Origin of the sequence: Streptomonospora wellingtoniae (assembly GCF_031845375.1) — a bacterium.
Classification (GTDB): Bacteria; Actinomycetota; Actinomycetes; order Streptosporangiales; family Streptosporangiaceae; genus Streptomonospora; species Streptomonospora wellingtoniae.
Genome location: NZ_JAVREK010000028.1, coordinates 1 through 26,582, shown reverse-complemented (window position 1 = coordinate 26,582; position 26,582 = coordinate 1). Strand labels below are relative to the sequence as shown.

The following is a 26,582-nucleotide window of genomic DNA, read 5'->3' as shown; positions in this document are numbered from 1 at the left end:
GGGCGTGCACCACCGGGCTGCCGGTCCGCGGTTGTCGATCCGCCGGTCCGGGATTCGCCAAGTGCCGTGCTGACCGTACCGGATCCGCGCGGACCGGCCATCGCCGGTGGCCGGTCCGGACCGTGCTGGGGCCTCCCTGGGGCCGGGGCGGCCTCACAGCGTTCACGGCCGGACGATCTCCGCGTAGAGGTGCCACCTCTCCAGATAGCGGACGGCGTGGTGAACGCGGTAGCGGAAGCCGCGGGCCAGCAGAAGCTCCCGCTCGTTCACTCCGGACGTGAAGGGGTCCATCCAGACTGCGGGCGTGCCCGCTGGAACGCGCAGGTGCAGGACACCGGGAAGGTCGTCGTAGGCTCCCGCCGCCGGTCCCAGTGATGTGGACATGAATGCGGCGTTCGCAAAGCCCTGCGGATGCAGGCTCATCTGCGACGGGTGGACTCCGATGTGCTGGAGCCCGGTACCTCGCGTGACCACGATGTCCACAGGAGCAGGGCGGTACTGCATCGCCTGGTCGATATTGGCAATCTGGTCCAACGTCGCCTGATCCCCGTGGCCGCCGCGGCGGAGCAGGCCGTTGATCCGCTGGAAGTCGAACGCCGAGTACCGGCTGAGGGCGTCGCGAATCTGTTCGGGGAACCGCGCTGTGTACAGGTTCCACTGATTGTTTCCGTACTCCACGGCCGCGTCCTCGTCGGAGAACTGGAGCGCGCCGGCGAAGAGGCTCTCTTCGATCTGGCGCATTCGCTCGGCGGCGGCCTGGTCCTCCGGGCTCAGATAGACGTCATCGCTCGCGTCGTCCATACCGTAATCGGCTTCGCGAGCCGGGTAGCCGCCGTAGCCCGGGTGGGCGTGGAGCCGCTGGTCAGGCGACCGCTGATATACGGCGTCGTAGGTGTTCATGGGGTCGGGGTCGTTGTCGCCGTAGTAGCCGGGGATGGCGCTGGGGTAGGTGGCGGGGTCGGGGTTGTTGCTGGGGTGTGCCGGTGTGTGGCTTTGGGGTGGGGCGTAGGTGTTCATGGGGTCGGGATCGTTGTCGCCGTAATATCCGGGTGCCGCCGCGGCGTATCCGTAGGAAGAGGGATCCCCACCCGATCGGGTCGTGGTCTGGGGACTCGTCTGGTGGCCCCGTTCGCCTCGTCGATGGCGCCGCCTGCTGAACAGGGGGAGCACCGTGAAGTCGGTGTCGAAGCGGACGATGTCGTCGGGATGTCCGAAGTGGTGGAGGCTCAGATCCCGGAGGAAGTCGCCCATCGGGTCTGTACTGCTCTCGGCGTTCTTCGTCGGGTTCCAGGTTTTCTTACCCGTCCCGGCCGCGTTGTTCTGCGCATCCCTGGCCAGACCGGGCGCCGGACCGAGCAGGGAGGCGGGGAACTGCGCGTCCAGCCAGTGGCGCCCGCCCAGTCCACCGGTGCCGTGCGGTAGGAACGCAGGAGTCGGCGGGGTCTGCGGTCGGCTGGAGGCCGGTGAATCGAGCGACTCGTCCGACTCCAGAAGTTCGTCCGAGTCCCATTCCCCGGCCTCGTCGGCAGACTGCTGCGGCGCGGGCGAGCCGTCCTGGCCGCCCTCGGGTCCTGCCGCGGCATCGGAGGAGATTCCGGAGGCCGGAGCCTGCCGTGTCGTCGTGTCGGTTTCCGGCGCGCGCGAGCTTCCGCGGAAGTCCGCGGGCGACGTACCTCCGTGGCGATCCCGTGCATGACCGTTCTCCGCGCTTTCGCTCTCAGTGGAGGAGCCGTCTTCGCCGTCGCTTGCGCTGTCGTCGTCCCGCTCGTCGGGCGCGGGCGCGTGGTCTGTGCCGACGGTCGCAGGCCCAGGCGGAGCCCCGTAGCCCGCGTCCGCGTCCCCCGACGGGTTCGGGGTCCAGTCGTCGCTGGGCTCCCAGCCGTCGGGCACGAGCTCGGCTTCGAGGAACCACAGGTTCTCGACCGGCATGTTCGCGGCCTGGCGGCCGGGCCGCTGGTAGGCGGCGTGGAAAACGAACCGGGGCCTCCGCCGGATCAGGACCTCGCGCTCCTGGGGGGAGCGGGCCAGGCGCGAGATGTTCAGCGCCGAGTAGCCCTGCGGTACGCGCAGCATCATGTAGACCGGCGCCTTGTAGACCGCACGCGATCCGAACGAGGTCGAGAGCGGGCGGGCGCTGGTGCCCACAGTGCCGACCAAGTCGGTGATGGTCGACCGCCGGTCGACGTCGATCCCCAGATCGTCGATGAGGTCCTCTTCCAGGCCCAGGTGCACGACGAAGGGGGCGGGCGGGGCTGCGCGGCCCACCGCGGCGTCGATGAGCCGCACCAGGTTCAGGAAGTTGTGGCGGTCCATCGTGCCGACCGTGCCCTCGCGCAGCCCGTCGAAGAGGAGCTGGAACGCCACCCCGGTGTACTCGGTGAGCGCCTGCGCCTCCGGGGCGTAGACCTGGGTGGCGTACTCGCTCACGCCCGCCGGACGCTCTCCCATGTACCCGGGGGTGATGGCCAGGTAGTGGTCGGCCCAGCTGGCGGCGGCGTCGTCGTCGAGGAAACGCACGGCGTTGCCCATGCCCGCACCGGCGGCCTGCGGGTCGTCGGGGTGGTGCCGCCACGCCGGAACGGACGGAACGAGGTTGCGGATGTCGTCGGCGCCGCGCAGCACCGGCCCGCGCACGGTGAGTTCCTCGCCGCCGCTTTCGTCGCCACTCTCGTCCTCGGAATCGGAGGGGGCGTCCTGCCGTTCGTCAGCGGCAGGCGTGTCGCCGCCGGTTTCCGGCTGGCGCGGCCCGCGCGCTGCGCCGCCGCCGGGCGCGTCGCCGTCGTCCTCGACCCCGCGTTCGTAGCCGCTCTCGCTGCCGCTGTCGTCGCTCTCCTCATGGGCGACGGGCCGTCCGGCCGGGCCGGCCGGGCTGGTCGGGGCGTTCTGCGGTCCGTCCGAGGTGCTCCGGTCAGCCGGTGCGGCGCCGGAAGCGGTCTGGGGCCGCGGCGGCTGATAGCCGGAATTGGCCGTGCGGGTCGGGTTCGGCGTCCAGCCCGACGGGGAGCTCGAATCGTTTCCGGAGTCGATCGGGGCGTCGGTTCGGCTGTCGTCGGGAGGAACGCCGGAACGGTCGTTGGACGCGCCGCTCGCCGGATTCAGCGCGGTGGTGAAGCGGGTCGCGAGATCCCTGGGCTCGGCGGGGATTGTCCGGTGACTGACGGGGCTGTCGGACGTGCCGCCGGTGCCAGTGGATCGACCGGTGCGCTGTCCCAACGGCGCGGCGGAGACGATGCCGGGAACCGTCCAGTCGGCATCGGCGGGGCCGGCGTGGTGTTCGGGCGCGCCATCGGGCAGCGGTGTGTCGGTGGTGGCCTGCTGCTGGTCAGGGGGGTCGAGGGTGTCGTCGCGCGGCCCCGCCGGGGCGTCGGGTTCGTCGTCGTAGAGCGGGTCGTAGCCGCGGATTTTTGGGGGCTGGTAGGCGGGCGGGGGCGTGTCGGTGGTGGTGATCTCGGTGGCGGGTGCGGTCGGCAGGGGTGCGGGGGGTGCTGCGGGGAGGGTCTTGTCGAGGGGTTCGTGGGGGGCGTCGGCCAGCTCCGCGATGCGGTTGATGTCGGCGAGCAGGCTCGTGAGGAGGAAGGCGGGGGTGGTCAGTACGGCGGTCAGCGCGTCGGCGAAGGCGGGCATCCGGGTGTGCGGCGGGAGCGGTTCGGGGCCCGGGTGCGCGGTGAAGGGCGGGGCGGTGTTGCGATCGTCGCGGTCCGCACGGGTGGTGTTGTCGCTGGAGAAGCCGCGGTCGAGGTCGTCGGTGTCGTGCGGCGGGTCGTCGGCAGTGTCGGGGCCCTGGGGGCGTCGGGTGCCGCCGGTGGGGCCGCGTTGCCCCGTGCCGGAGGAGTTGCCGGTGGGGTCGCCGCGGGTGCCACCACCGCCGGGTGCGAGAGGGCCGCTGGAGGGCGAGGTGTTTCCGCCCGTTCCGGAGGACGGGTCATCGTCGTCGAAGCGGGGGCCTGTGCGGTGGCGGCCGTGGTCGTCGTCCGAGGAGTCGGCCGTGCGCTCCTGACCGCTGTCTTCATTGCTGCCGTCGCCTGCGGTGGCGCCCTGGTCTGCAGAGGTCGGGTCTTTAGGGGCCTGGGCCAGGTCGGCTGCCCGGGCGACGGCGGCGATCTCGTAGGTGTTGCGTACCCCGAGAATGCCCGTGATTCCTCTGGCCGAGTAGGTGTAGTGGCGGACGGTCTTCTCGCTGAGGCCGAGTTGGAGGCCGATCGCGGCATTGTCCTGCAGCCCGCGCCCGCGAAGAACGAGAATGCGGTACTGGTGGTCGCTCAGGCTGTTGATGTTGTCGACCGCCCGCGAGAGATCATCGGGGGACATGTCGTGGGCAGGGTTCTGCGCCCTTCGCGCCCGGTGGGCGATCGCCTCGACCTCGGTGCGGTTCTGCCCCCCCAGCAGACGCGTGATCTCGCTGATGCGCGTGGTGACGGTGTCAACGGACAAGCCGGTCCGCTGGGCGATCCGGTCGGCGTCGTGCCCGGGACGCAGGTTGAGCAGGACCGTGTGCTGTTCTCCACTGAGCCCGCCGACGCTCTCGAATTCCCGGATCCTCTGATCGGGGGTCGGCTCGTCCGCCAGGTGATGCGCCCCGGCCAGGCCCGCCTCGCGGGCGATGGCGGCCGCCTGCGTGCGGTCCCGTACCCCGAGGCCCCGTACGACCGAAGCGATACGTGTCGCGACCGTGCTGTAGGGCAGGCCGGTCCGTTCGGCGATCTGCTGGTTGTCGGGCCCGGATGCCAGGAGGACGAAAATCCGGTACTGGTTCTCGTTGAGGCCGTCGATCTGTTCGAGTGCCCGCTCCCTCTGCTCGGCCGCTCGCAGTTCGGCATCCGGGTGATTCTCGGCCAGTCCGGCTTCGCGCACGACGAAGGCGGCCTCGGTGGGTTTGTTCAATCCCAGAGCGGCGGCGGTGCGTTGGGCACGGACCTTCGCCCGGTCCTGGGGAAGCGAGAGGTAGCCGCCGATCTGCTCGTAGTCGAGACCGCCGGCGAGCAGACCGATGGTCCGGCGTCCGAGGTCGTGCGGGGGAATGGCGGTGAAGCGCTCGAGCGCCTGGGCCTTCTGCTCGGCGCTCAGCCGGTGCACACGGGCGGCGGCGACCGCTTCAGCGACGCCCCGCTCCCCCGCGGCCTTGGCAAAGCGTCGTGCGTGGCTTCTGACGGAACCGCCGGACGTGCCGAGCCGCTCGCCGACCTGCGGGTAGGTCAGACCGTCTGCGAGGAGTTCAACGATCCTGCGCCCGAGGTCGCGCGGTGCGTTCCCGGTTCCGATTGCAGGATCCGCCTCTTCAGGAGGCGGTTGTGCACGGTCGCGGTTGGCGTGTCCGGCTGGTTCGTGGCTGTGGTGGCCGCGGGCGTCGGGCAGGTCGTCGGGGTCGCCGGCGATCTGCTGCTCCGCTTCCCGGCGGAGGGGACCGCCGGGTGTGTCCCAGAGGGCGTCGAAGTCGAAGGCTTCCTCGTCCGGGATGTCGGCAAGCGCGTCGAAAGGATCCGCGTCGGCCAAACCGTCCTGACCGCCGGGGAAGGCAGCCGGATCGCGGAGCCGGTCGCCGCGTGCGCCGGGCAGGATCTCGGTGCCGTCGGCGGTGTGCTGCTCTGCTCCGTGCTGCGGGATCCCCCCGGTGGTGTCCCAGACCGCGCCGAGATCCAGGGCATCGGGGACGTCGGGCAGCGCATCGAACGTGGCATCGTCGAGGAGCATCGGGCTCGGCTGGGCCGCCTCGGCATCCTGGACATCCAGGGAGCCCGGGACGAGTCCCGCTTCCCGCGCGACGGCAGCGGCGTTCGACGGCGTGCCCACCTGCAGAGTCCGGACAGCACGCAGCGCCTGCGCAGCGGCCGCGCCCGGCAGAAGTCCGAGTTGGTCGGAGATCTGTTCGAGGGTGTATCCGGCTCCCATGCGCGCCAGAAGCTCGCGCTGGAAGCCGTTCAGGTGGTTGTGGATGTGCTCGACAGCCTGCGCCCGGCGACCCTCGGTCAGCTCTTCGAGTACAGCGGCGATCTCGGCCCGGTCGATGGTGCGGGCAATCGCCGCCAACTGGTCCCGGTCGACCGCGCCCAGATCCTCGACCACCTGGACGGTTCGGATCCTGATGGTCCGCGGCACCAGGCCGAGTTGGTCGGCCGTGGCGTCCTCGTCCAACCCGTTGCGCAGGGCACGGAAGATATCGAAGCTGCGTGCGTTCAGTGTGGCGATGCGGTCGAGCACCCGCAGAGTCTGCTCCGCGGTTGGGTCGCTTCCGGCGTGTTGTGCCATGTGTGCCGGGTCCGGGTGGCCGGGTGCGTCGGGCAGCGCATCGTAATCGACGGTGACGGGGAACGCCTGCGGCTGTGTGTACTCGTCGGCGTAGCGTTCGATGTCCTCGGACGAATAGGGGTAGGGCGCGTCACCTTCGGTTCCGGTCGCCTTGGTGTCCTTGCCGTGGTCGGACAGGGTGTTGAAGTCGGGGTGCGTCGGCGGGTTGCCGGCCCAGGGGTCGTCGGGGTCGGGGGTGGCCGGGGTGGTCGGGGTGTTGGTGTAGAAGTCGTCGGTGAGGGCGTCGTCGTTGGTTTCGGGTGGCGGGTTCTGGGTGTGGTCGGCGGGGCCTGTGTGGTCGTGTCTGCGGGTGCCTGGGGTTGAGCCGGGGTTGGCTGCGCCGGTGGTTTGGCCGTTTTGGTTGCTGCCGCGTGCGGTGCTGTTGCCCTGGGGGGCGGTGGGGGAGTTGCGCGGGCCGTGTGGTGCGGGGCCGGAGGCGTCGTCGTCTTCGTCTTCGGGGCCGCGGGGTGTGGGGCGGGTGTGGTCGGTGGTGTCGTTCGGTATGGGCGCGGAGGCGATTCCTGCGGCGCGGGCGACGATCGCCGCCTCTGCGCGGTTGCGCAGTCCCAGGCGGTGCACCAGCCCCGTGGCTCCGACGGTGCGATTCTCCACCGTGCGGGGACTGATGCGGAGCATGTTGCCGATCGCGTTGTAGTCCTGCAGCCCGGCTCCCAACAGGCCGAGGATGCTGTACTGCCCGTCGCTCAGGTTGTTGATGCGGGCGATCGCGTCGCCGATCTGCTCAGGTGTCAGGTTCGGCGGGGCGTGCCTTCTGCCAGCGCTCACGCGTCCGGTGCGCCTGGGGGCACGTGGCCGGTTGGACGCGCGGCTGGCCTCGGCCGTTGCCGCCGCGTCGGGAACGCGGCCCGCTTCCTCGACGGGCGGGTTCGCGCGTGAGACGTCGGGAAGGTGGAGCCGCGGGCCCGCGGACCGAGTGGAGCGGTCGGGCGGAGCCGACTGGGCGTCGTTCGCGGCTCTGTCGAGTCCGGTTCCGCCCATTGGCGTGTCCGCTGTCGGCAGGTCTGCCTCGCCGGGCGGGAACAACCCTTCGACTGCCGGTTCCTGAGCCTGCGGGGTGGGCCGGTAGCCGTGGTCGGCGTCGCCCGCCGGCGCGGGCTGCCAACCGGGGGGAGGGGCCCACCAGGCGGGCACGATCTCCGCTTCGATGAAGCGCAGGTTCTCGACCGCGCCGCCGGAGGTCCGCTGGCCGGGGCGCTGATAGGCGGCGTGGACGTAGAGCCGCGTGTTTCTGGCCACCAGCAGCGTTTCGCCGCCCTGGCCGTGGGAGGCGGGCGGCACGTAGGCGGCCGGGTACTCCTGGGGGACGCGCAGCATCACATAGACCGGTGCGTCGTCGTCGGCGCGGGGACCGAACGTGGCCGAGAGGTACTGGTCCGCGGTCCGCACGGTGCCCACGACGTCGTCGATGCTGTCGAGGTTGTCCGGGTCGATGCCCAGTTGGCGCAGGAGGAGGGGGTCCGCGCCGGTGTGGGCGATGACGGGGGTTGGCAAGGCGGCCTGCCGCAGGACGGAGTCGATGTCGGAGACGGCCCACTGGAAGTCGTCGCTGTCGTCGGGATCGACGTTGTTGTCCACGAGTCCGCTGTCGACCATCGCAGCGGCGCCTGCCGTGTACTCCCAGATCGAATGTGCCTGGTTGGCGGCGATCGGCAGGGTGTTCGGGCCGTTGCCCGGCGATTGTGCGCCGTCGGCCGGTGGAACGACGGGCAGTGCGCCGGCGGCCCACTGTGCTGCTGCCCAGGTGTCGTCTCGGGCCCGGACGACGTTGGCGGATGCCATGCCTTCGCCGGGCAGGTGCTGGGGATCGTTGCCGGTCCCCATCCACACCGGAGGCGCGGGTGCGATGTCCCGACCCTCCATGTCGGAAACGGGGGAATCGCTTCGGTTGTCGGGCGCGTCAGGCAGGTAGCCGTCTTCGTCGTCGCTCTCCACACCGCTGAGAGCGTCCTCGCCGTCTTGGTCGCCGTGCGGACCGAGTTGGCCGCCGAAGGGGTTATCGGCCGCGGGTTGCTCGTGCGGCTGGAGCGGGTCGGCCTCCTGGTGCGCGTCTTCGGCGGGGTCGAGCGGGAACTCGCCCTCGAGGACGCCGTCGTCCTCCCACTGCCCCAGGAGTTCCTGGAGAGGGTCGGGCTCCTGCTCTCCGCCTTCGGGGACGTCGAACTGGAACTCGCCGTCGAGGAGACCGTCAGCCTCCAACTGCGCCAGGATTTCATCGAGGGCGTCGGGCTCCTGCTGCCCGTTCCAGGCGGGGTCCGGGGTGAGTCCGGCCGCACGTGCCCGTCGGACGAGTTCGGCATGCGCGTTCCTGCCCTGGCTGTCGATCCCCAGGCGCGCGTTGATCTCCCGCAGGCGGATCTTGACCTGATTGAGCGACCGGCCCGTGATCCGCACGATCTCCGACCGTGGACTGCCCTGAGCCACCAGGGCGGCGATGGTGCGGTCCAGGCCGGTGAGGTCGGTGGTGGCTACGGGGCCGGCGGGAGTGTGGACAAGGTGGGCGGGGTCCGGGGTGAGACCGGCATTCAGGGCCTGTTCCGCCAACTCCGCCCGGCTGCGCACGTCCATGCGCAGGTAGACGTTGCGCAGCCGGGCCGCCGCTCCGAGCAGGCTCTGCCCGGTCATCCGGGCGATATCGCGGGTGGTCGCCTCTTCGCTCGCGAGGGCGGCGACGGTGCGGTCCAGGCCGGTGAGGTCGGCCGCGGAGACCGGTTCGGGAGGATCACCGGCCAGGTGGGCGGGGTCCGGAGTGATTCGGTTGGCGTTGGCCAGCCGTGCCAGCTCGGACCGGTGTTCGCGTGCGGGCCCATTCACCCCGAGATCGAAGTAGATCGTGTAGAGGCGGGTGGAGATCGTATTGGGGTTTTCGCCGGTTCGACGGACGATATCCCGGTTGCTGCGTCCCTGGCCGATCATGGCGGCGATGGTGCGGTCCAGGCCGGTGAGGTCGGTGACGGAGATGTTGGCCGAGGCGGAGGCGGCTGGAGCGTCGGCGAGGTAGGCGGGGTCCGGGGTGAGTCCGGCCGCGCTGGACTGGTCGATGAGCTGGCGGCGGCCGGTGATCTCCAGAGCGCTGTAGATCCCGGTCAGGCGCACCGCGATCGTGGCCGGTCGTGTTCCGGTGCGCCGGGCGATCTCCCGATTGGAGCTGGTGTTCCTCGGGCCGGCGACAAGGGCGGCGATGGTGCGGTCCAGGCCGGTGAGATCGGTGATGGGGACGGGGGTGGACCGGGTATCGGTGAAGTCGGGAGCCAGACCGGCGGCGCCGGCCTGGTCCGCGAGGTCCGCGAAGTCGGGGGTCCCCACGGCGCGGGCGATGCTGTTGAGGCGCGCGGTGACCGCGAGCGCCGGGGTGTTGAGTCGTGCACCGATGTCGCCGCTGGTCATGCCCTGACCGAGGAGGGCGGCGATGTTGCGGTGCAGGCCGGTGAGATCGGCGATGGACATGTGAGCCGAGGACTCGTACTGCCCGCCGGAGTGGACGCCGGGCGCGTCGGGGAGGTTCTCCGGGTCGTCGGTGTGGGCGGGGAAGGCCTGGGGTTGGGCGTACTGGGCTGCGTGCTGGTCGATGTCGGCCAGGGTGTAGCCGTAGTCGAGGCCGGTGGTGATGTTGTCGATGGTGCGGGTGGCTTTGGTGTCCTTGCCGTGGTCGGACAGGGTGTTGAAGTCGGGGTGCGTCGGCGGGTTGCCGGCCCAGGGGTCGTCGGGGTCGGGGGTGGCCGGGGTGGTCGGGGTGTTGGTGTAGAAGTCGTCGGTGAGGGCGTCGTCGTTGGTTTCGGGTGGCGGGTTCTGGGTGTGGTCGGCGGGGCCTGTGTGGTCGTGTCTGCGGGTGCCTGGGGTTGAGCCGGGGTTGGCTGCGCCGGTGGTTTGGCCGTTTTGGTTGCTGCCGCGTGCGGTGCTGCTGGCCTGGGGGGCGGTGGGGGAGTTGCGCGGGCCGTGTGGTGCGGGGCCGGAGGCGTCGTCGTCTTCGTCTTCGGGGCCGCGGGGTGTGGGGCGGGTGTGGTCGGTGGTGTCGTTCGGTATGGGCGCGGAGGCGATTCCCGCGGCGCGGGCGACGGCGGCGGCTTCCTCGATGTGTCCGACCCCGAGGACGCGCATCAGGCCTCGGGAGCCGTTGATGCGGTTTGCGACGCCGCTGGGGGTGAGGTGGAGTACGCGAGCTATCTCGCCGTGGTCGCGCAGCCCGCCTCCCAGGAGTTGGAGGACGTTGTACTGGCCGTCTGTCAGATCGTTGATGCGGCCGATCGCGTCATTGATCTGGTCGGGGGTCAGGTTCCGCGGGGCGTTTCTGCGGGCGCTTCTGCGGCCGGTGGACCGCGAAGCCGTGGGGCGGGTGGCCTGTCGGCGAGCTGGGCGGCTGCCGTCGGATGGTGCGGGGCGGTGGTGGGTCTCCTCGCGGGCGGGGTTGTTGCCTGACACGTCGGGGAGGTGGAGAGCGGGGGCGATGTTCTGGTTGTCCGCGTCGGAAACCGGAGAACCGCTTCGGTTGTCGGGAGCATCGGGCAGGAAGCCGTCTTCAGCCCGGTGCTCTCCACCGCTGGAATCAGCCGGGAAGTAGCGGTCACCATGCGGCTGGCCCCCTGCGTAGGGCGGGTTTTCGGCCTCCTGGTGCGCGTCCTCGGCAGATTCGAGGGGGAATTCGCCGTCGAGGTGGCCGTCGGCTTCCAGCTGATCGAGGAGCTCGTCGAGTGCGTCGGGCTGCTGCGGACTGGTCCAGGAGGGGTCGGGGGTGAGTCCGGCCGCACGTGCCTGTCGGACGAGTTCGGCATGCGCGTTCCTGCCTTGGCTCTGGATGCCCAGGCTCGCGTGGATCTCCCGCAGGCGGAGGCTGACGTTGCCGAGCGACCGACCGGTCAGCCGGGCGATCTCCGGCCGCGAATTTCCCTGGCCGGCCAGGGCGGCGATGGTGCGTTCCAGGCCGGTGAGGTCGGTGACGGAAACGGGCCCGGAACGGCTCTCAGCGAGGTGGGCGGGGTCAGGTGTCAGACCGGCGTTGAGGGCCTGCTGTTCCAACTCGGCCTGGCTGTGCACGTCGAGGATGTCGAGGAGATAGCGAAGCCGGGTGTCCGTAGAGCGCACGTTTCGGCCGGTCATCCTGGCGATGTCCGGCCGTGAAATCCCCTGGCTGGCCAGGGCGGCGATGGTGCGGTCCAGGCCGGTCAGGTCGGTGACGGAAACGGGTCCCGAGGGGCTCTCCGTGACGTGGGCGGGGTCCGGGGTGAGTTCGGCGGCCTGGGCGAGCCGTGCCAGTTCGGATCGGTGCTGACCTGCGGCCCCACCCACCCGCAGATCAGAGTAGATGGCCTGCAAGCGGGCGGCGATCGTGTTCGGGTTCATGCCGAGCCGCCGGACGATATCCCGGTTGGCGTGCCCCTGGCCGATCATGGCGGCGATGGTGCGGTCCACGCCGGTGAGGTCGGTGACGGAGGCCGAGGCTGGTGCTGCGGGGGTGTCGGTGAGGTAGGCGGGCTCTACTGTGATGTTGGCGGCGTAGGCGCTTTCCCCGAGCTGGCGGCGGCCGGTGATCTCCAACGCGCTGTAGATCCCGGTCAGGCGCCTCCCGATCGTGACCGGCCGTGTTCCGGTCTGATCGGCGATATCCCGACTGGTTCGTCCCTGGCTGACCAGGGCGGCGATGGTGCGGTCCATGCCGGTGAGGTCGGTGACCGGAATCGGAGTGGAGCGCGTGTCGGTGAAGTCGGGGGTGAGGCCGGTGGCGCGCGCCATGTCGGCGAGTTGGCGCATGTCGTCGGCGCCCAGCGTGCGGGCGATGCTGTTGAGGCGCGCCGTCACCGCAAACAGCGGCGTGCTGAGTCGGGCGCCGATGTCGCGGATGGTCATGCCCTGACCGAGGAGGGCGGCGATGTTGCGGTGCAGGCCGGTGAGATCGGCGACGGAGGTGCCAGCCGAGGACTCGTCCTGCCCGCCGGAGTGGGGGGCGGGCGCGTCGGGGAGGTTCTCCGGGTCGCCGGTGTGGGCGGGGAAGGCCTGGGGTTGGGCGTACTGGGCTGCGTGCTGGTCGATGTCGGCCAGGGTGTAGCCGTAGTCGAGGCCGGTGGTGATGTTGTCGATGGTGCGGGTGGCTTTGGTGTCCTTGCCGTGGTCGGACAGGGTGTTGAAGTCGGGGTGCGTCGGCGGGTTGCCGGCCCAGGGGTCGTCGGGGTCGGGGGTGGCCGGGGCGGTCGGCTCCGGGGTGGAGGCCGGGGTGTCGTAGAGGCTGTCGGCGGGATCGCCCGAGTCGCCCGGCGACGCCGTGCTTTCGTCGTCGGCCGAGGTCTGCTGGTCAGCGCGGCGTCCGGGGACGGAGTTGAGCGCGTTTCTGAAGAAGTCGTCCAATCGGCCGCCGGGCCGCGACTCGCCCGCCCCGGCCGCGGCGCGCGTGTGGCCGCCGGTCGATCCGCTCGCCGGGCCGCGGCCGCCGGAAGGCGTGCCGCCGCCGGAGCCCGCCGGGGCGCCGCGGCCGCCCCTCGGGTCGCCGGTGGTGTCGGTGTTGCCCATACCCGACCCGGTTCCGGCTCCAGAGCCGGAACCGCCGGGATCGTTCGGCGGGTCGCCGCCCCTGCTTCCGGGCGGCGGCGCCGTCGTCGTGTGCCGGTTCCCCTGCCGCTGGGCCTGCTCCTGGGCGTTGCGCGCCGCGTCCACCGCCGTCGTGCGGTCCTCCAGCCACTGGTCCGCGGCCCGGCGGTACTGCGCGGCCAACCTCTCGACCTTGCTGTCGAGCCGCTGGTAGGCCGGGTCGTCGGTGGGATCGGCGTGACGGGACTCAGCTTCCAGCGCGGCGGTCCAGACTTCGCGCCGCGCGTCCAGGTACTCCTTCTCCACCTCGTGGAGCCGCTGCTGCGATTCGGCCATCCGGCTGATCGCCGGAGCGATCCGCCTGCTGCCGTCCCCGGTCAGCACACCCAGCGCCTCGGCGTCGACCTGCGGCACCCAGGCGAGCATCCGGTTGCGCGTCTCGCCGATGAAGGTGCCGTTGCGGCCGTGCGCCGCGACCGCCCATGTGGTGGGCACCTCCACCAGGTAGAGCGGGCCGTCGGTGATGTGCTGGATCTCCTCGGGCGGCGGTGGTGCCTGGGTGCGGGTGTCGGAACCGCTGGTGGTCAGCGCCCGGCTGCCGTCCGCGGAGTAGTACTGCGTCGAGGTGGGGTCGCTGACGGTGCCGGCACCGGCGAATCCGAGCGTGTTGGAGGTGCTGGTGCTCTGCCCCTGCGTCCGGCTCTGCGACAGGCCCTCGTTGCGGGAGTCGTGCACGGTGCCGGTCGGCGCGACGTCGACGATCCGGGATCGGGAGAAGTCCTGGGCCGCCTTGAGCCCCCAGTCGGTCTTGCCGATCGGATCGAACTGGAAGCCGGTGCGCTCGTCGGCGTTGAGGAAGTGCGTGTTCAGCGCGATCCGGTTGAGTTCCTGGCGGAAGGCGTTGGAGCGCGGGTTCAGCCCCAGCTTGTCGGTGAGGTACTGCTCGGCGTCGGCCACGACAGAGTCGCTGACGTAGCCGTGCTCGGGCACCGAACCCTTCGGCGGGGTCCAGCCGCGGGCGCGTGCGGCGACGACGTAGGCCTGGCTGAGGACACCCCCGGAGTCGTTCACGGATACGGGCAGTACTCGGGAGGCGCCGCGCGGCGTGCTGCCCTCGCCCGTGGATGGTGACCAGTCCGCCAGTGCCGCCGCGGCGGACTCCGCCTGCGAGCTGTCGACGTGGCCGGCCAGCGGCGGCGGGGTGGTGTCCGGCCCGGAGCTGGGGCTGTCCAGGTAGGGGGCGGGGTAGAGCCGGTGCTCCGTGCCGCTGCCGGCGCGGGAGGTGATCGGGGTGCTGACGTCCTGGCTGTACAGGCGCTGGGCGTGGCTGTCGACGAAGTCCAGCGACAGGGTCAGGTCGCTGTCGGCGCCCACACGGGCGAACGGTGTGGTGAAAGCGATCTGCACGGTCCGGGTTTCGGGCCGGGACGTGGTGGTGCCGTCGCTGTGCGACGCCGACACGGTCGTGTCGTGCGGGACGGCGCCGTAGGACATCACGGCCTTGGACGACGGGTCGTCGCGGTGCTTGTCGCTGTCGGGGTTGGTGGCGGTGTTGGGCACCATCGGCCCGAATCCGCCGAATCCGCCGCTGCGCGCGCCGCCGCGTGCCTCGCTCTCGGAGCGGGTGACGTTCCAGGTGCGCTGCTCGCGGTACTCGGTGCCGCCGCCCAGGTAGTCGGGGCCCTCGGGCGGTGCTGTGCGGTCGAGGTTGACGTGCACGACCGCGGGCACCGCGGACCGCCTGATCCGCCACGGGTCGGTCGAGCGGACCTTAACCGGGATCGGCACGTCGGAGTTGGGGGTCTTGCCCAAGTGCGAGGTCAGGCTGTCGCGCAGCCTGTTCCTGCTGCCCCGGGTGAGTTCCAGGTTGCGGGCGTGGAGCCGGGTGTCCAGGTCGGCCAGCACGGCCTCGGGGTCGGCCGTTTTCAGGCTGGTCCCGGCGTCGCCGAGCCCTGGCCGCACCTGCAGCGGAGTGTCCGGCTTCGGGACCTCCCGGGTAGTCAGCACGGGCCTGCCGCTCGGCGTCACCCACCTGTCGTGGACCAGATCGCCGGTCAGCGCGTCCCACCCGTGCATGAAACCGGCGAAGAGATCGTCGTAGTACACCTCCCAGCCCGCGTAGGTCGGCGACTTGTAGAAGGTGACAACGGTGCCCCACTGGTGCGCGAACTCGGCGGCCTGGCGGATCAGCCCGGAGCCCTCGATCAGGTACGACGAGTCCGCCTTGTGGATGAAGCTGCTCTTCACCCCGTAGTTGGTGCTCGTCGACTCGCCCGTCGACGAGAGCATCTGCGACTTCGACACCGCCGGGCCGGAGAACAGCGTGGGGTTGCTCGCGTCGCCGCGCTGGGAGTTGGGATCGTGGTCGGCGCTGTTGGTGTTGACGGCCGGCAGGTGCGTGGCGCCCGAGGACTCCGTCCAGGTCACGCTCGTTCCGGTGTTCGCGGTGGGCTGCGTGGTGCCTTCGATGATGACGGAGCCCTGGGTCGGGATGACCTTGACCGACGCGATCTCGCCCTGGGTGCGGACGGTGGGGCGGACGACGTTGGGTGACAGCACCCCGCCGGTGGACTCCTTGCGGGTGGTGAAGCCGTTGAACAGGTGGGCGGCCAAGTTCGGCTCTGACACCGCGTTCTCGGGGAACTGGCGTCCCGCCTCGTCCTGTGAGGTGGAGTAGTCCCACTTGCGCAGCAGGTCGTTGTGAAAACCGAAGCGGTTGTGGACGGTGAACCGGTCGGAGAACAGGTTGCGCTGGTGGTCGATGAGGCCGGGCTCGTCCGGGGTGTTCGCCCCGGTGTTGACACCCGTGATGAACAGGCCGGGCCTGTCGGCCCGCGCGTTGGGGGCGGGGCGGTTCGGGGCCGGGTCCGCGCCGGACGTCTGCGGCACGTCGGCGTAGAACGCGCGGGCCTCGGACTCGGTGAGTTGGCGGTGGCCGTGATCGTCGCGCTGCCCGGTCGCCAGCGGAACGTCCTGTACCTGGATCGAGTGCAGATTCGCCGGCCGGTCGGGCACCTGGGGCGTGGCCAGTTCCAGCTTGGCCCGGACCGGGTCGCCGAGCTGCTCCCCGCGGTTGCGCAGGAACTCGGCCCCCCGGTACTGGTCGGTGTCGTCGATCGTCGCGCGGAAGACGGCGTCGCTCGTCCACACGTCGGACTTGCCGCCGAACATCATGGTCGCGCTGGTGGTCTCCGATATCCCCCCGCCCTGGTCGGAGTTGGAGGAGCGGCTGACCCCGGTCTGCAGGTGCTGGACGAATCCGTAGCCCGTGCGGGCCCCGGCGGCGTCGGACTCGCCGAGTGACGCGAGCGTGCCCACCATCCGCAGGTTCACGGTGTTGGTGTTGCCCGACCCGGTGCTGTGGCCGCGCTGGGAGGTGCCGGTGATGGCGACCCCGGTGCTGCGGTCGGTCTCACCGGTGTACTGCAGCCGGCCGATGTCCGCGAACAGTCGCACGGTGACGACGTTGGGGCGCAGCAGGTTCTGCCAACTGCTGAAGCGCTTGAGCGCGCCCCCCTCGAACCCGGCGGTCTCGCGCAGGTGCACCGGCACCCCGTTGCGCTGGAACTCCGAGAGGTGGCCCCCCAGGTAGGCCGTACGCACCGCGTCGCGGATCCGCCGGGCGTTCTCGATGGCGGCGGAGTCGTAGTCGCGGCGGAACGGGCGGTGCTCGCGCCACGACCCCCACCGGCCGTTGCTGTCGGGACGGTGCGCGAAGTCCTCGCCGCTCCGCCCGATGTCGGGCACGACCATGCCCGGGAACCTCTCGGCGACCGCCCTGATCAGGTTGCTCGCGTACCAGTCGGTGAACAGGGAGCCGGCGTCGGGTGTGGGCTGCGGCGCGCCGTCGCCATGCGGCGCGGTGCCGGGGTCGAAGTAGGGCTTGCCGTCCGACCAGCCGATGCCCGACGGCATGGCGAACCCGAGGTTGGCCGGGTGGTCTCCCCGCAGGTGGGGGAAGGGAGGGGTTTTCCCGGCGTCGGCGAGCGGTGGGGCGGTCGCCGTGGTGTCGGGCGCGGTCGGGTCGGCCGTCGCGAGCAGGCGGGCGTCCTCGTCGTTGAGCAGTTCCAGGGTCGTTCCGGTGAACGTGTGGGTCTCGGAGTCGCCGTGGAACCGGGCGTGGAACGTGCGTTCGACCCGGTACAGGCTGACGCCCTCGGCGCCCCAGAACATCGGCGACAGGGTGCCGCTGTCGCCGGAGGTGTCGGAGTAGCGGCTCTGGTCCCGGCGGAACATGTACTCGATGACCGAGGGGGCCATGCGGAAGGGGCCGCCCACCGGTGAGACGTCCAGACCGAAGCCGGCGCCCAGTGCCCAGGCGGACTGCGTCGTCACCGTCTCCGAGGTACCGGACGACGTGTTGACGAGTGTGCTGAAGTCGAAGACCTTCGCCGGGTTCTGCACCTTCTCGTACGACGTCGGCGAGGACACCACCCGCATGGTGCGGGTGCCGCCTTCCACATCCACGAAGTCCATGTCGTGGAACTCGTTGGTCATGTTGGCGAGGTTCGCCTGCACGGTACTGCCGTCCTGCAGCCCCGCGAACGCCGCCTGGTTGCGCTGGTAGTTGCGCTCGAAGGACTTCTTGTGCAGCTTGTTGGGGCCCGGTGGTCGCGGCTGCAGGGCCGCGTGCGCGTCGTCCGGGTTCATCGGTGTCGTTTCCGGACGGGTCAGCACGGAGCGCGCCCAGTCCACGAAGCGGACACCGGGCTGGGACGTGGATCGGATCTCGCCGACCCCCAGCGGATGGCTGCGGTCCGCGGCCTTGACCCCGATACCCGGAACGCGGTTGCTGCCGGTGTCGAACGGGTCGGGCAGGCTGATCCGATCGGGGGAGTTCGTGTTCGGCAGGGCTGGGCCGCCGGGGATGCCGAGGGTGACATCGACCGTGCCGCTGGTCTGGATGGTGGGCCGGTTCGCGGGCGGCGTGATCGTCGCGCTGGACTGCAGGTCCGCCTGGTACGGCTCGGGCGCGCCCTTCATCTCCACGATGGTCGCGTTTCCAGCCGAACTGTTCGCTCTGTAGGCGTTCGAGCGGGTGCGGTAGCGCATCATGAACCGGAAGGTGCCGCGCCAGCCGAGGTTCGGGGGATCGGGGAGACCGCTCGCCGTGGGGCCGATGAGGAACGGGGTGACGAGGATGCCCAGCCCGAACGACTTTCCGCCGCCCCGGCCGCCCGCGTGGGAGGCGGCCTGGCTCGGCGCGCCGGCCGAGTCGGTGAGGTCGTGCGGTGACGGCCGCTGCGCCCGGGCGTCGGCACCCGGAGGCACGTGCCGGTACAGGGCGTCAGGGTCGATACGAAACGTCATCTGCCACTCCCCCCGGCCGCCGGGGTCGGGCACGCGGGTGCGGTAGCCCTCGGGCTGGAAGAACGGCCGCATGTCGCGCTGAGCCTGGCGCCGGGCGTCCTCGCGCAGGGCATCCCGTGCGGGGCCGTTCATGCGCGGGTGGTTGAGCATCGCGTCGATGTGCGGGTTCAGCGCCGCGGGGTCGACCGGGTGCGTGCCGAACCAGCTCGACCGGAACACGTGGCCGAGTTCGGCGGTCGGGGGCAGAGCGTCCTGCTCGTGCGTGTCGGCCTGATCCCGGGCCGTGTCGGCCTCCTGCCGGGCGCGGTCGGCCTGGGTCCGCGCGTCGCGCGCCTGCTGCTGCGCCTGGGCCGCGGCCTGCTCGGCCTGCTGCGCACTCCGCTCGGCGGACTCGGCGGTCGGCTGCCCGGAACGCGCGTCGCGGTCGTGCTGCTCGGCTTCGCTTCGGGCGGAGTCGGCCCGGTTCTGCGCCTGATCGGCCTGCCGCCACCGGTTCTCGGCGGCCTCCTGCTCGGTGCGTGCGGTTGCGAACGCTTCCTCGGCGGCCTCGTCCAGTTGGCGCGCCTCGCTGTCGGCGTTGTCGGCCCCCGAACGGAGTCGGTAGGCGTCCGCGGCTGCGGTGTCGCCCTGGGTGCGCTGGTTCTCGGCTTCACCGCGCAGCCGCCGCGACTCGGCACGCAGGTCCGCGGCGGTTCCCTCCAGCCTGGTGATCCGCTCGTCGGCGCGCTCGGCACTGTGGTTGTCCGCGCTTTCCGGTAGCGGTTCTTCGCTGCGCAGCGGTCCGGTCGCGCTCAACCGCAGGTCGGCGAGGTCGGTCTCGACCTGCTCCGCGCGCTCCTCCGCGCGATCGGCGTCGGCTTCGCGCCGGTCGGCCGCGGAGTAGGCGTCGGCCGCGTCACTCTCGCGGCTGTCGGCGTCGTAGCGCAGGCCGGAGGCCCGGTCCCGGAACTCCTGGGCCGTATCGGCCTGCTCCTGGCCGAGGGCGTCGGCTGCCTCGGCCGCCTGGTGGTGCTCGTCGCCTTGCGCCCGCGCCTCGTCGGCGGTCTGGCTCAGCTCGTCGGCCTGCTGGAATCCGGCTTCGGCCTGCGTCCGGGCGCTGTCGACGTTCTCCTGCGCGGTGTCGGCGCGGGTGCGCAGGTCCTCGGCGCGCCGGGTCAGCGGGCGAGCGCCGTCGGACGCCTGGTTCGCCCGGTTGTTCAGCGCGTCGGCGTAGCCGTCCAGGTTGTCGGCGTGCTCCCGGGACGCGTCGGCCTCAATCTGGGTCGGCCGCCGACCGGCGGTCACTGCGGGAGCCTCCGTCGTCGGCCGCGGGGGAGGAGCAGGCAGCGGCGTGCGGGTCGGGGTGCTTGCGCTCGTGCTCCGGCCGCTGACGCCGGGTGCGCTGGTGGATGCGGAAACGGTGTCGGGGCCCGCTGCCTGCTCGCGTGTGCTGCTCGCGCCGGTGGTGCTGCTGACGACCGGGGTTGGGCTGTGGGCGCCAACGTCTCCGGGGCCGCTGATCGGGTCGGAGACGACGCCCGGGGGTGCGCCGGTCGATACCGGGCCGGAGGCGGGGTCGGGCGCGTTGTCGGGCTGCGGGGTGTCCGCGGTCGCGCGGGACTCGTCCTGGCCGGTGCCGCCGTCGCGGACATCGTCGCCGGAGTCGTCCAGGCCGTTGGGGTCGTCGTAGAGGGGGTCGTGACCGCGCTGGACGGGTGGCTGGTAGGCGGGCGCGTCGGCGGTGGTGATCTCGGCGGCCGGCGCGGTCGGAACCGCGGCGGACGGTGCGGCGGGGTAGGTCTTGTCGATCGATTCGTAGGGGGCGGCGGACTGCTCGGCGATGCGGTTGAGGTCGGCGATCTGCCGGATCAGTGCGAAAGCGGCCGCCGCCGCGGTCTGCACCGCTGCGGCAGTCTGCACAGCGGCAGCAGCCGCCTGGAGGGCGGCGGCCTGGGCGGCGAGTTCGCCGAGCCCGGGCAGCGGTGCCGGTGCCTTCTCCGCAACCGGGTGCGGCCCGAACGTCGGCGTCGCGGGGGAGCCGTCGAACGAGGTGTCCCGCGACCCCTGCCCGTCCTGGAGGGGGCTTTCGCCGTCGTAGAGGCTGTCGGTGTCGGTCCGGCCGTCCTGTGCGCTTTCCTGCGATGTGCCGGGCGCTCCCCGTTGCCGGGTGCTGCCGGAGGGTCCGCGCCCCGCTGAGGACGCGTCCCCGCCGCGCCCGCCTCCGCTGCGTCCGCCGCCGGTCCCGGGAGCCGGTCCGTCGTCGTCGGAGTCGAATCCTCCACCGCGGTGGTGGCCGTGGTCGTCGTTGCCGGGCTCGGAGCCGGAGTCGCTTTCGCCGTCACTCTCGCCGTCGTCGTCGCTGATCGTGATGACAGGGACGTCGCGGATCGTAGGGACCGGACCACTGACGATTTCCGCAGCGCGCGCGACCGCTGCGGCCTGTTCGCGGCTGGCCACTCCCAGTTTACGGACGACGTCCCTGCTGAGACCGCCGACGGTTGACATGTTGCCCCCGCGCCTCAACACGAGCTCGCGCCTGGACCGCAGCCCCTCCCTCAGATAGCCGAGGACCTCGTACTGGGAATCGTTCAACCCGTTGATCCTGTCGACCGCCTGCTCGATGAGATCGCGGGGCATGTTCGGGGCGGGGTTCTCCGCGTGTCGGACCCGGTAGGCGACGGCGGGGGCCTGGCTGGGACTGTGCAAGCCGAGGATGCGCACGATCTCATTGATGTGGGTGGAGACCGTGCTGGTGTGTATGCCGGTTCGTTGGGCAACCTGGTTGTCGTCGAGCCCGGGCTCCAGGTTGCGCAGGACCTGGTACTGGTCGTCGCCGAGTTCGCGGACGCGTTGCAGCGCGGGGACCATCTGTTCGGGTGGCAGGGCTTCAGCCGCGGGCCGCACCGCCTGCTCGGCAACTCGCCCTTCGAGGTTGGGGCCCGACTCGCCCATCCCGCCTTGGCGGACCATGTAGGCCGCCTCATCGGTGGTGTTCACACCCATCGCGTTTGCCAGTTGCCGGGCGTGATAAGTCGCGTAGCCGACAGATACCTGGAGGGTGGCGCTGATCTCGCGGAAGTTCAGACCGCCTGCATGGAGAGCGAGGGCGCTGCGTCCGATGTCGTCCAGGGGAGTCTCCCTGAAGCGGGTGAGCGCTTGCGCCCTCTGCTCGGGCGACAGCCGCCCCACACGGACAGCGGCGACTGCCTCACTGGGGATACGCAGGCCCATGGCCCGCGCACGGTGTCCGGCTGCGGTTCTCGCCTGGCCGCGGGTGATGCCGAGGCGGGTGTGGACCTGGTTGTACCTCAGACCATCCGCGAGAAGCTCGATGATCTGAGGGCCGAAGTCCTCGCGAGCGGCTTGGCTGAGGTGGCTGCGTGCCGGGGCGACCTGCTCGGGGCGCGGTCCGCCACCGTCGCGGTCGGGTTGTGCGGCGGGTTCGCTGCTCTGCTGGTGTGGTGCGTCCGGCAGGACTTCGGGATCGCCGGTGGTGTGCTGTTCTGCCGGGTGGTGTAGGGGCGAGTCGCCTGTGTCCGCCATGAAGTCGAAGTTGAAGGCTTCGTCATCGGGGATGTCCGGCAGGGCGGCGAAGGGGTCTTCGTCGTCGTAGTCCGCGGCGAGGCCGTGGTCGCGGAAGCCGGGTCCGTTCGGAGGTGCGGCTGATCCGTCCTCGTTGGTGAGGGCTGAGGCTTGGGCGGCGGGTTGGCCGGCGACAGGGCCATAGGCCAGTCCGGCTTCGCGGGCGATGTCGGCCGCGTTGGTGGGTGTCCCCACCTCCAGGGTGCGGACGAGATCGAGGACGTGTGCGGCGGTGGTTTCAGAGGGAAGGCCGAACTGGTCGGCGATCTGGTCGATGGTGTAGTCGGTACCCAGGCGTGCCAGGAGGTCGCGCTGTCCCCCGTTCAGGTCGGCGATGTGGTCGATGGCCCGTGCCCGGCGCTGGTCGCTCAGTCCCTCGAGGGCGGCGAAGGTGTCGGCACGGGTGATGGTGCGGGCGAGTGCGAACGTGTCGGTATCGTGCGCGCCCAACGTGTCGCGGATCCGGTCGAGGCGGGCCTGGACCGTCCGCTCCTGCAGGCCGAGCTTCTGGGCGATCCGTGCCACGTCCGCCCCCTCGGTCATGAGGCGGAAGACGTCGAACTGACGCGCGGCCAGTCGGGTGATGTTGTCGAGAGCGCGGAGGGTGTGCCCGGGTCGCGGGGCCGCGTTGTCGCGGCCGGGTCGGGCGGCCGGGGCCTGGTGGCGGTTGCCGGGTGTGTCGGGCAGGTTCTCGGGGTCCCCGGTGAAGGCGGGGAAGGCCCTCGGCTGCGCGTAGTCGGCGGCGTATTGCTCGATGTCGTCGGAGGTATAGCCGTAGGCGAGGTCGGGGACGGTGTGGGGCGTCTTGGCGTCCTTGCCCAAGCCGGACAGGGCGCTGAAGTCGGGGTGCACCGGCGGGTTGCCGCTCCACGGGTCGGCCGGGTCGCTGTCCCGCGGCGCGGCTTCGTCCCGGGCTGGGCCCTCGTCCTGGTCGTAGAGGCCGCCGTCGCTGTCCGCGGAGTCGTCGTCCTGCGGCGGGCCCGCGGCCGGGTCCGGTGCACTGTTGCCGCGGGTGTGTGCGCCGTCGGGAGAGAAGATGCTGTCGTAGGACGGTGGAGCGTCCGCGTCGTGCTGGTCGTCTGGGCCGCGTTCGCGGGAGAAGCCGCTGCCGCCCGGGGCATCCCGGCCTCCGTGGGAGGAGTCGCCGTTTCTGGGGCCGCGGGAGGAGCCGGTGGCGTCCGCGGTGTCGGCGGAAGGGGTTTCGGTCGTGATCGCGTCGGCGAAGAAGTGCCATTGCCGGTTGACGTACACGGCGTCGTTCAGTCGGTAGTCGAGCCCGTGCGGCAGCAACAGGCCGTCGTTGGTGGACGCCGCCACGCTCGGCACCCAGGCGGCGGGCGTACCCTGCGACACCCGCAGGTGAACGACGGCCAATGACGGGTCGCGGCTCTCCGGTTCGCCGAGCAGGCCCCAGGTGTAGGCGTCATGGTGGTAGTCGAGGCCGCCCTCCATGGCCTCGCGAAGGCCTTCGGGGCGTGTCTGAGTGGTGACGACGACGTCTTCGGGAACCGGGCTGCGGTTCATGGCCTGGTCGATGTTGTCGACGACCGCCCGGGTGTTGGCGGTCCACGGGCCGTTGTCGCGGAAGAGTGCGTTGAACCGCTGGGGGGAGTACACGTAGGTCCGCAGCGAATCGCGTTGCGGCGCGGATACGTCGCTGCTGCCGTCGTTCCAGACGGAGTTGCCGTAGTCGGTGGCCTCGGCGGGGTCCGAGAAGGTGCGGGCCCCGCTGGAGTGCTGCTCGCGGGCCTGCCGGAATCGCTGGTCGGCGCTCTCGCCGGGGCGGGAGCCGGTCGGTTGCCCGACCTGGCGCTGGGCGTCCCCGAAGTCCAGGGCGGCGACGGCGTTCAAGGAGGCGAAGTTGTTGCCGTTGTCCGGGGAGAAGGAAAGGGGCCCGAAGACCGAGGGCTCGTTGGAGAAGCCCGGGCGGGCGGTATCGGTATAGGTCGGTAGGGATTCCTGGAACCGCGGGGGCAGCGCGTGCTGGGGGTCGAGGAACCGGTTGGCGCGTGCCTGTCCCTGGTTGTAGGCGGTGTAGGAAGGCAGATCCTCACGCGGGCCGGATTCGGGGGCCTGGTTGGGTGCGGCCTGGCCGATGAGGGTGTCTTCGTCCAGGCCGGTGCCGTAGTTGGGGAAGGTGTCCTGGTCGGGGGTGGTGTTGGTGGTCGGGGGTGGGATATCGGCGAGTTGGTCGGCGTTGGCGGCGATGAGGGTGTCTTCGTCCAGGCCGGTGCCGTAGTTGGCGACGGTCTCCTGACCGGGGTTGTACTGCCTGTGGCTGGGGGCGGGGAATTCAGGCTGTTCCACGTAGGCAGGGGGCCCCGGTTCAGCGTCGTGGGCAGGGGGGTGAGCCTGGTCTTCGTCGCCGGCGCCGTCGAGCCCCGGCTCAGCGGCGTAGGCGGCGCCCTCGGCCTGGCTGGAGGTGGAGGTCCGCGCCTCTGGGCCGGAATAGCGTGGCGGAGCCCCGGCAGGGGGAGCGGGTGTGGGAGCGCTTGCTTCCTCTTGGTTTTCGCTGTTGGCCGCTCTGGCGCCACGCAGCCGGTCACGTACTCTGCGGATGCGGTCGCGCCATTGGACGTAGACGGTCTGGTCGGTGTCGGGGTTGGCTGGTGCGTGGTCGCCTGTGGGGGGGAAGAGGTTGTTGAGGGTGGGGCGGTGGTCGGTGAGGTCGGCGATGATTTCGTCGAGCGTGCGGGGACCGGCCTTGCTCGATTTGGGGGCGATGAGCGAGCTGAGGTCGGGTGTGGTCGGCGGGTTGCCGTCCCAGGGGTCGGTGGGGTCGCCGTTGCGGGACGGGCTTTCGGCGTAGGTGGGACTGTCGTCGCTGTCGTACAGGTCGCCGAGGTCGTCGGTGGGGGATCGCCTGTCCCGGGCGCTGTCCTGTGCGCCGCCGGGGTTCTGGGGCTGTCGGGTACTGCTGGTGGGTGCGCGTCCGCCCGGTTCGGATGTGCCTCCGTTGCGTCCGCCGCCGCTGCCAGGGGCCGGTGCATCGTCGTCCTCGTGATCCGGCGCGTGGGCATCGGCGGCTTGCCGGATCTCCTCCGCGATGTCTTGCGCCAGGTCGGCTTCGTTGCGAGCCAGGACAGCCTGCTGTGTGCGTTCGGTCGCCTCCACCCTCGCCTGGGTGAGTGCGAAAGGGGCCGAACTGTCGATGTGTCTGCCGAGGGCGAGGGTCGCGTGTAGGAGATCGTCGCCATCTTGGGGTGCAACGGGGTCGTTTTCGGTGGTGTCGGGGTTGGTGGGGCGGGAGAGGGTTGATCCGGCGAAGTCGGTGCCGGCGTAGGGGTCGTTTTCGGTGGTGTCGGGGTTGGTGGGGCGGGAGAGGGTTGATCCGGCGAAGTCGGTGCCGGCGTAGGGGTCGTTTTCGGTGGTCGTCTGGCGCGCGGGGTCGACATCCGCGTCCGAAAGGAGGGCGGTTTCGGCCCCTTCGGAGTGCGCAACCGTTCCCGGATGATCATGGATTTGTACAACGCGGGCGCGTGTAGCAGCGGCTTCGGCTTCCAGTTCTCGGGCACGCTCCTGCAATTGCTGGGCGTGGTTCTCCGCGTTTTCGGCGTTGAGTTGCCGTCTCCTGTAGCGTTCCCGGGTCGAGCGCGCAGCATTGCCGGCGTGTGCCGGAGTGTCCGGATCGAACTCGACGGCGCTGGCTGGGAGGGCTGCTGGCCGGTCCTGTGCGCCGCGGGCACCGTGAGCGTTGCTCGGCTGGTCGGCTTCGGTCGCGGCGAGTTCGTCGCGAAGGGCGGCTGCCTCGTCTTCTGCGTCCTCGGCGACGCGCTGGGCCGCGGCCGCGCGTTCTTGCGACTGCTGTGCCGCGGCCCGGAAATCGTTGAGGGCGCGTTGCAACCGGGATGCGGCTTGCTGGACAGCGGTCCGGCGGGCGCTGCCCTCGGACTGTCGGAGTTGCCGCTCTTCTGGGAGCAGCCGATCCAGGCGGTCGAGGAGCATGCGGATATTGGCGCCGGGATAGTGCTCGATCGAAAGGCCCAGGTAGTGGCTCGCTGCGTCTTGGTGCGCCTGCGCCTGGATTCGGAGACTGACCGGATGGTTGTCGTCATTGGGTTGAGTCCGGCCCGATTCCGCTGCGGTCTGGTTTTCGACGCGGCCGGCTTGCTTGTTCAGCCTGTGGGATTCCTCAAGCGATCTTTCCCGCAGGTAGTTGTAATAGCGGTATTCGGCCGTGTTCGCCATGGCATCAGGGTTTTGGAGTAGTTCCCTGATGGTGGTGTGGATATTGTTTCTGAGGTTGCGTATCTCCCGTCGGAGGTTCAGCGTTTCGGTGTCGCTTTCCCAGGCGCTGTCGATGGCCCGCTGAATGACGCGCAGTTCGTTTGCGTCGCCCGCGGCTTCATCGCGCAGGTGTTGGGCAAGGGCTGCGGCCTGCTCGGCCGTCTCTTCGGCCTGTGCGAGCGTTTCGGCGACGTCGGTCGTCGGCTGGCGGGATTCCGCGGTGCGGGGTTGGTCGTCCGCGCCCGGGTCAGGTGCTGTGTGCTCGGGCTGGTCGCGCCATTGGACGAAGGCGGTCTGGTCGGAGTCGGAGTCGTCGAAGACCGGCTGATCGGAGATCGGCGGCTCTTCCTCGGAGACGTCGTGTGGCGGCGGCGATACTTGCTCGCTGGAGGCGCGGATGGTTTCCCCGCCGCTGGTCCGGGGCGTCTCGGAAGCGTATGGAGGCTCTCCGGCACCTCCTGTGGCCTCTGTCGCGTGCCGGGTGGTGCTGCCGACGGGTGCGTCGCCGGCGGCGCCGGAAGTGGGGCCTGAGGTGCCGCCCGCGTTTCGGGTGTTGCTCTGGTTGTTGTTTCCGCTGGTGTTGGTGCCGCCGGTGCTGTTGGTGGGGCCGCTGCCGGTGGGGGTTCCGTTTGCTGTCGTGTTGGTGGCGGGTCCGGTGCCGATTGGAC

At 70.9% G+C, this 26,582-nt stretch carries 3 protein-coding genes; 2 read left to right on the top strand and 1 reads right to left on the bottom strand.

The window, feature by feature from the left end; genetic code table 11:
• Positions 1–162: 162 nt before the first annotated feature.
• Positions 163–24,801, bottom strand: a complete 24,639-nt coding sequence (locus tag RM446_RS21475) for an ADP-ribosyltransferase (protein WP_311547203.1) — start codon at positions 24,799–24,801, stop codon at positions 163–165.
• A gap of 336 nt (positions 24,802–25,137) precedes the next feature.
• Between RM446_RS21475 and RM446_RS21470 the strand changes: the two genes are divergently transcribed.
• Positions 25,138–25,896: a hypothetical protein gene (locus RM446_RS21470; RefSeq protein WP_311547202.1), complete on the top strand. Its 759-nt coding sequence runs from the start codon at positions 25,138–25,140 to the stop codon at positions 25,894–25,896.
• Positions 25,897–26,395: 499 nt separating this feature from the next.
• The coding region (locus RM446_RS21465; RefSeq protein ID WP_311547200.1) for a hypothetical protein at positions 26,396–26,582 on the top strand (187 nt) is incomplete at its 3' end.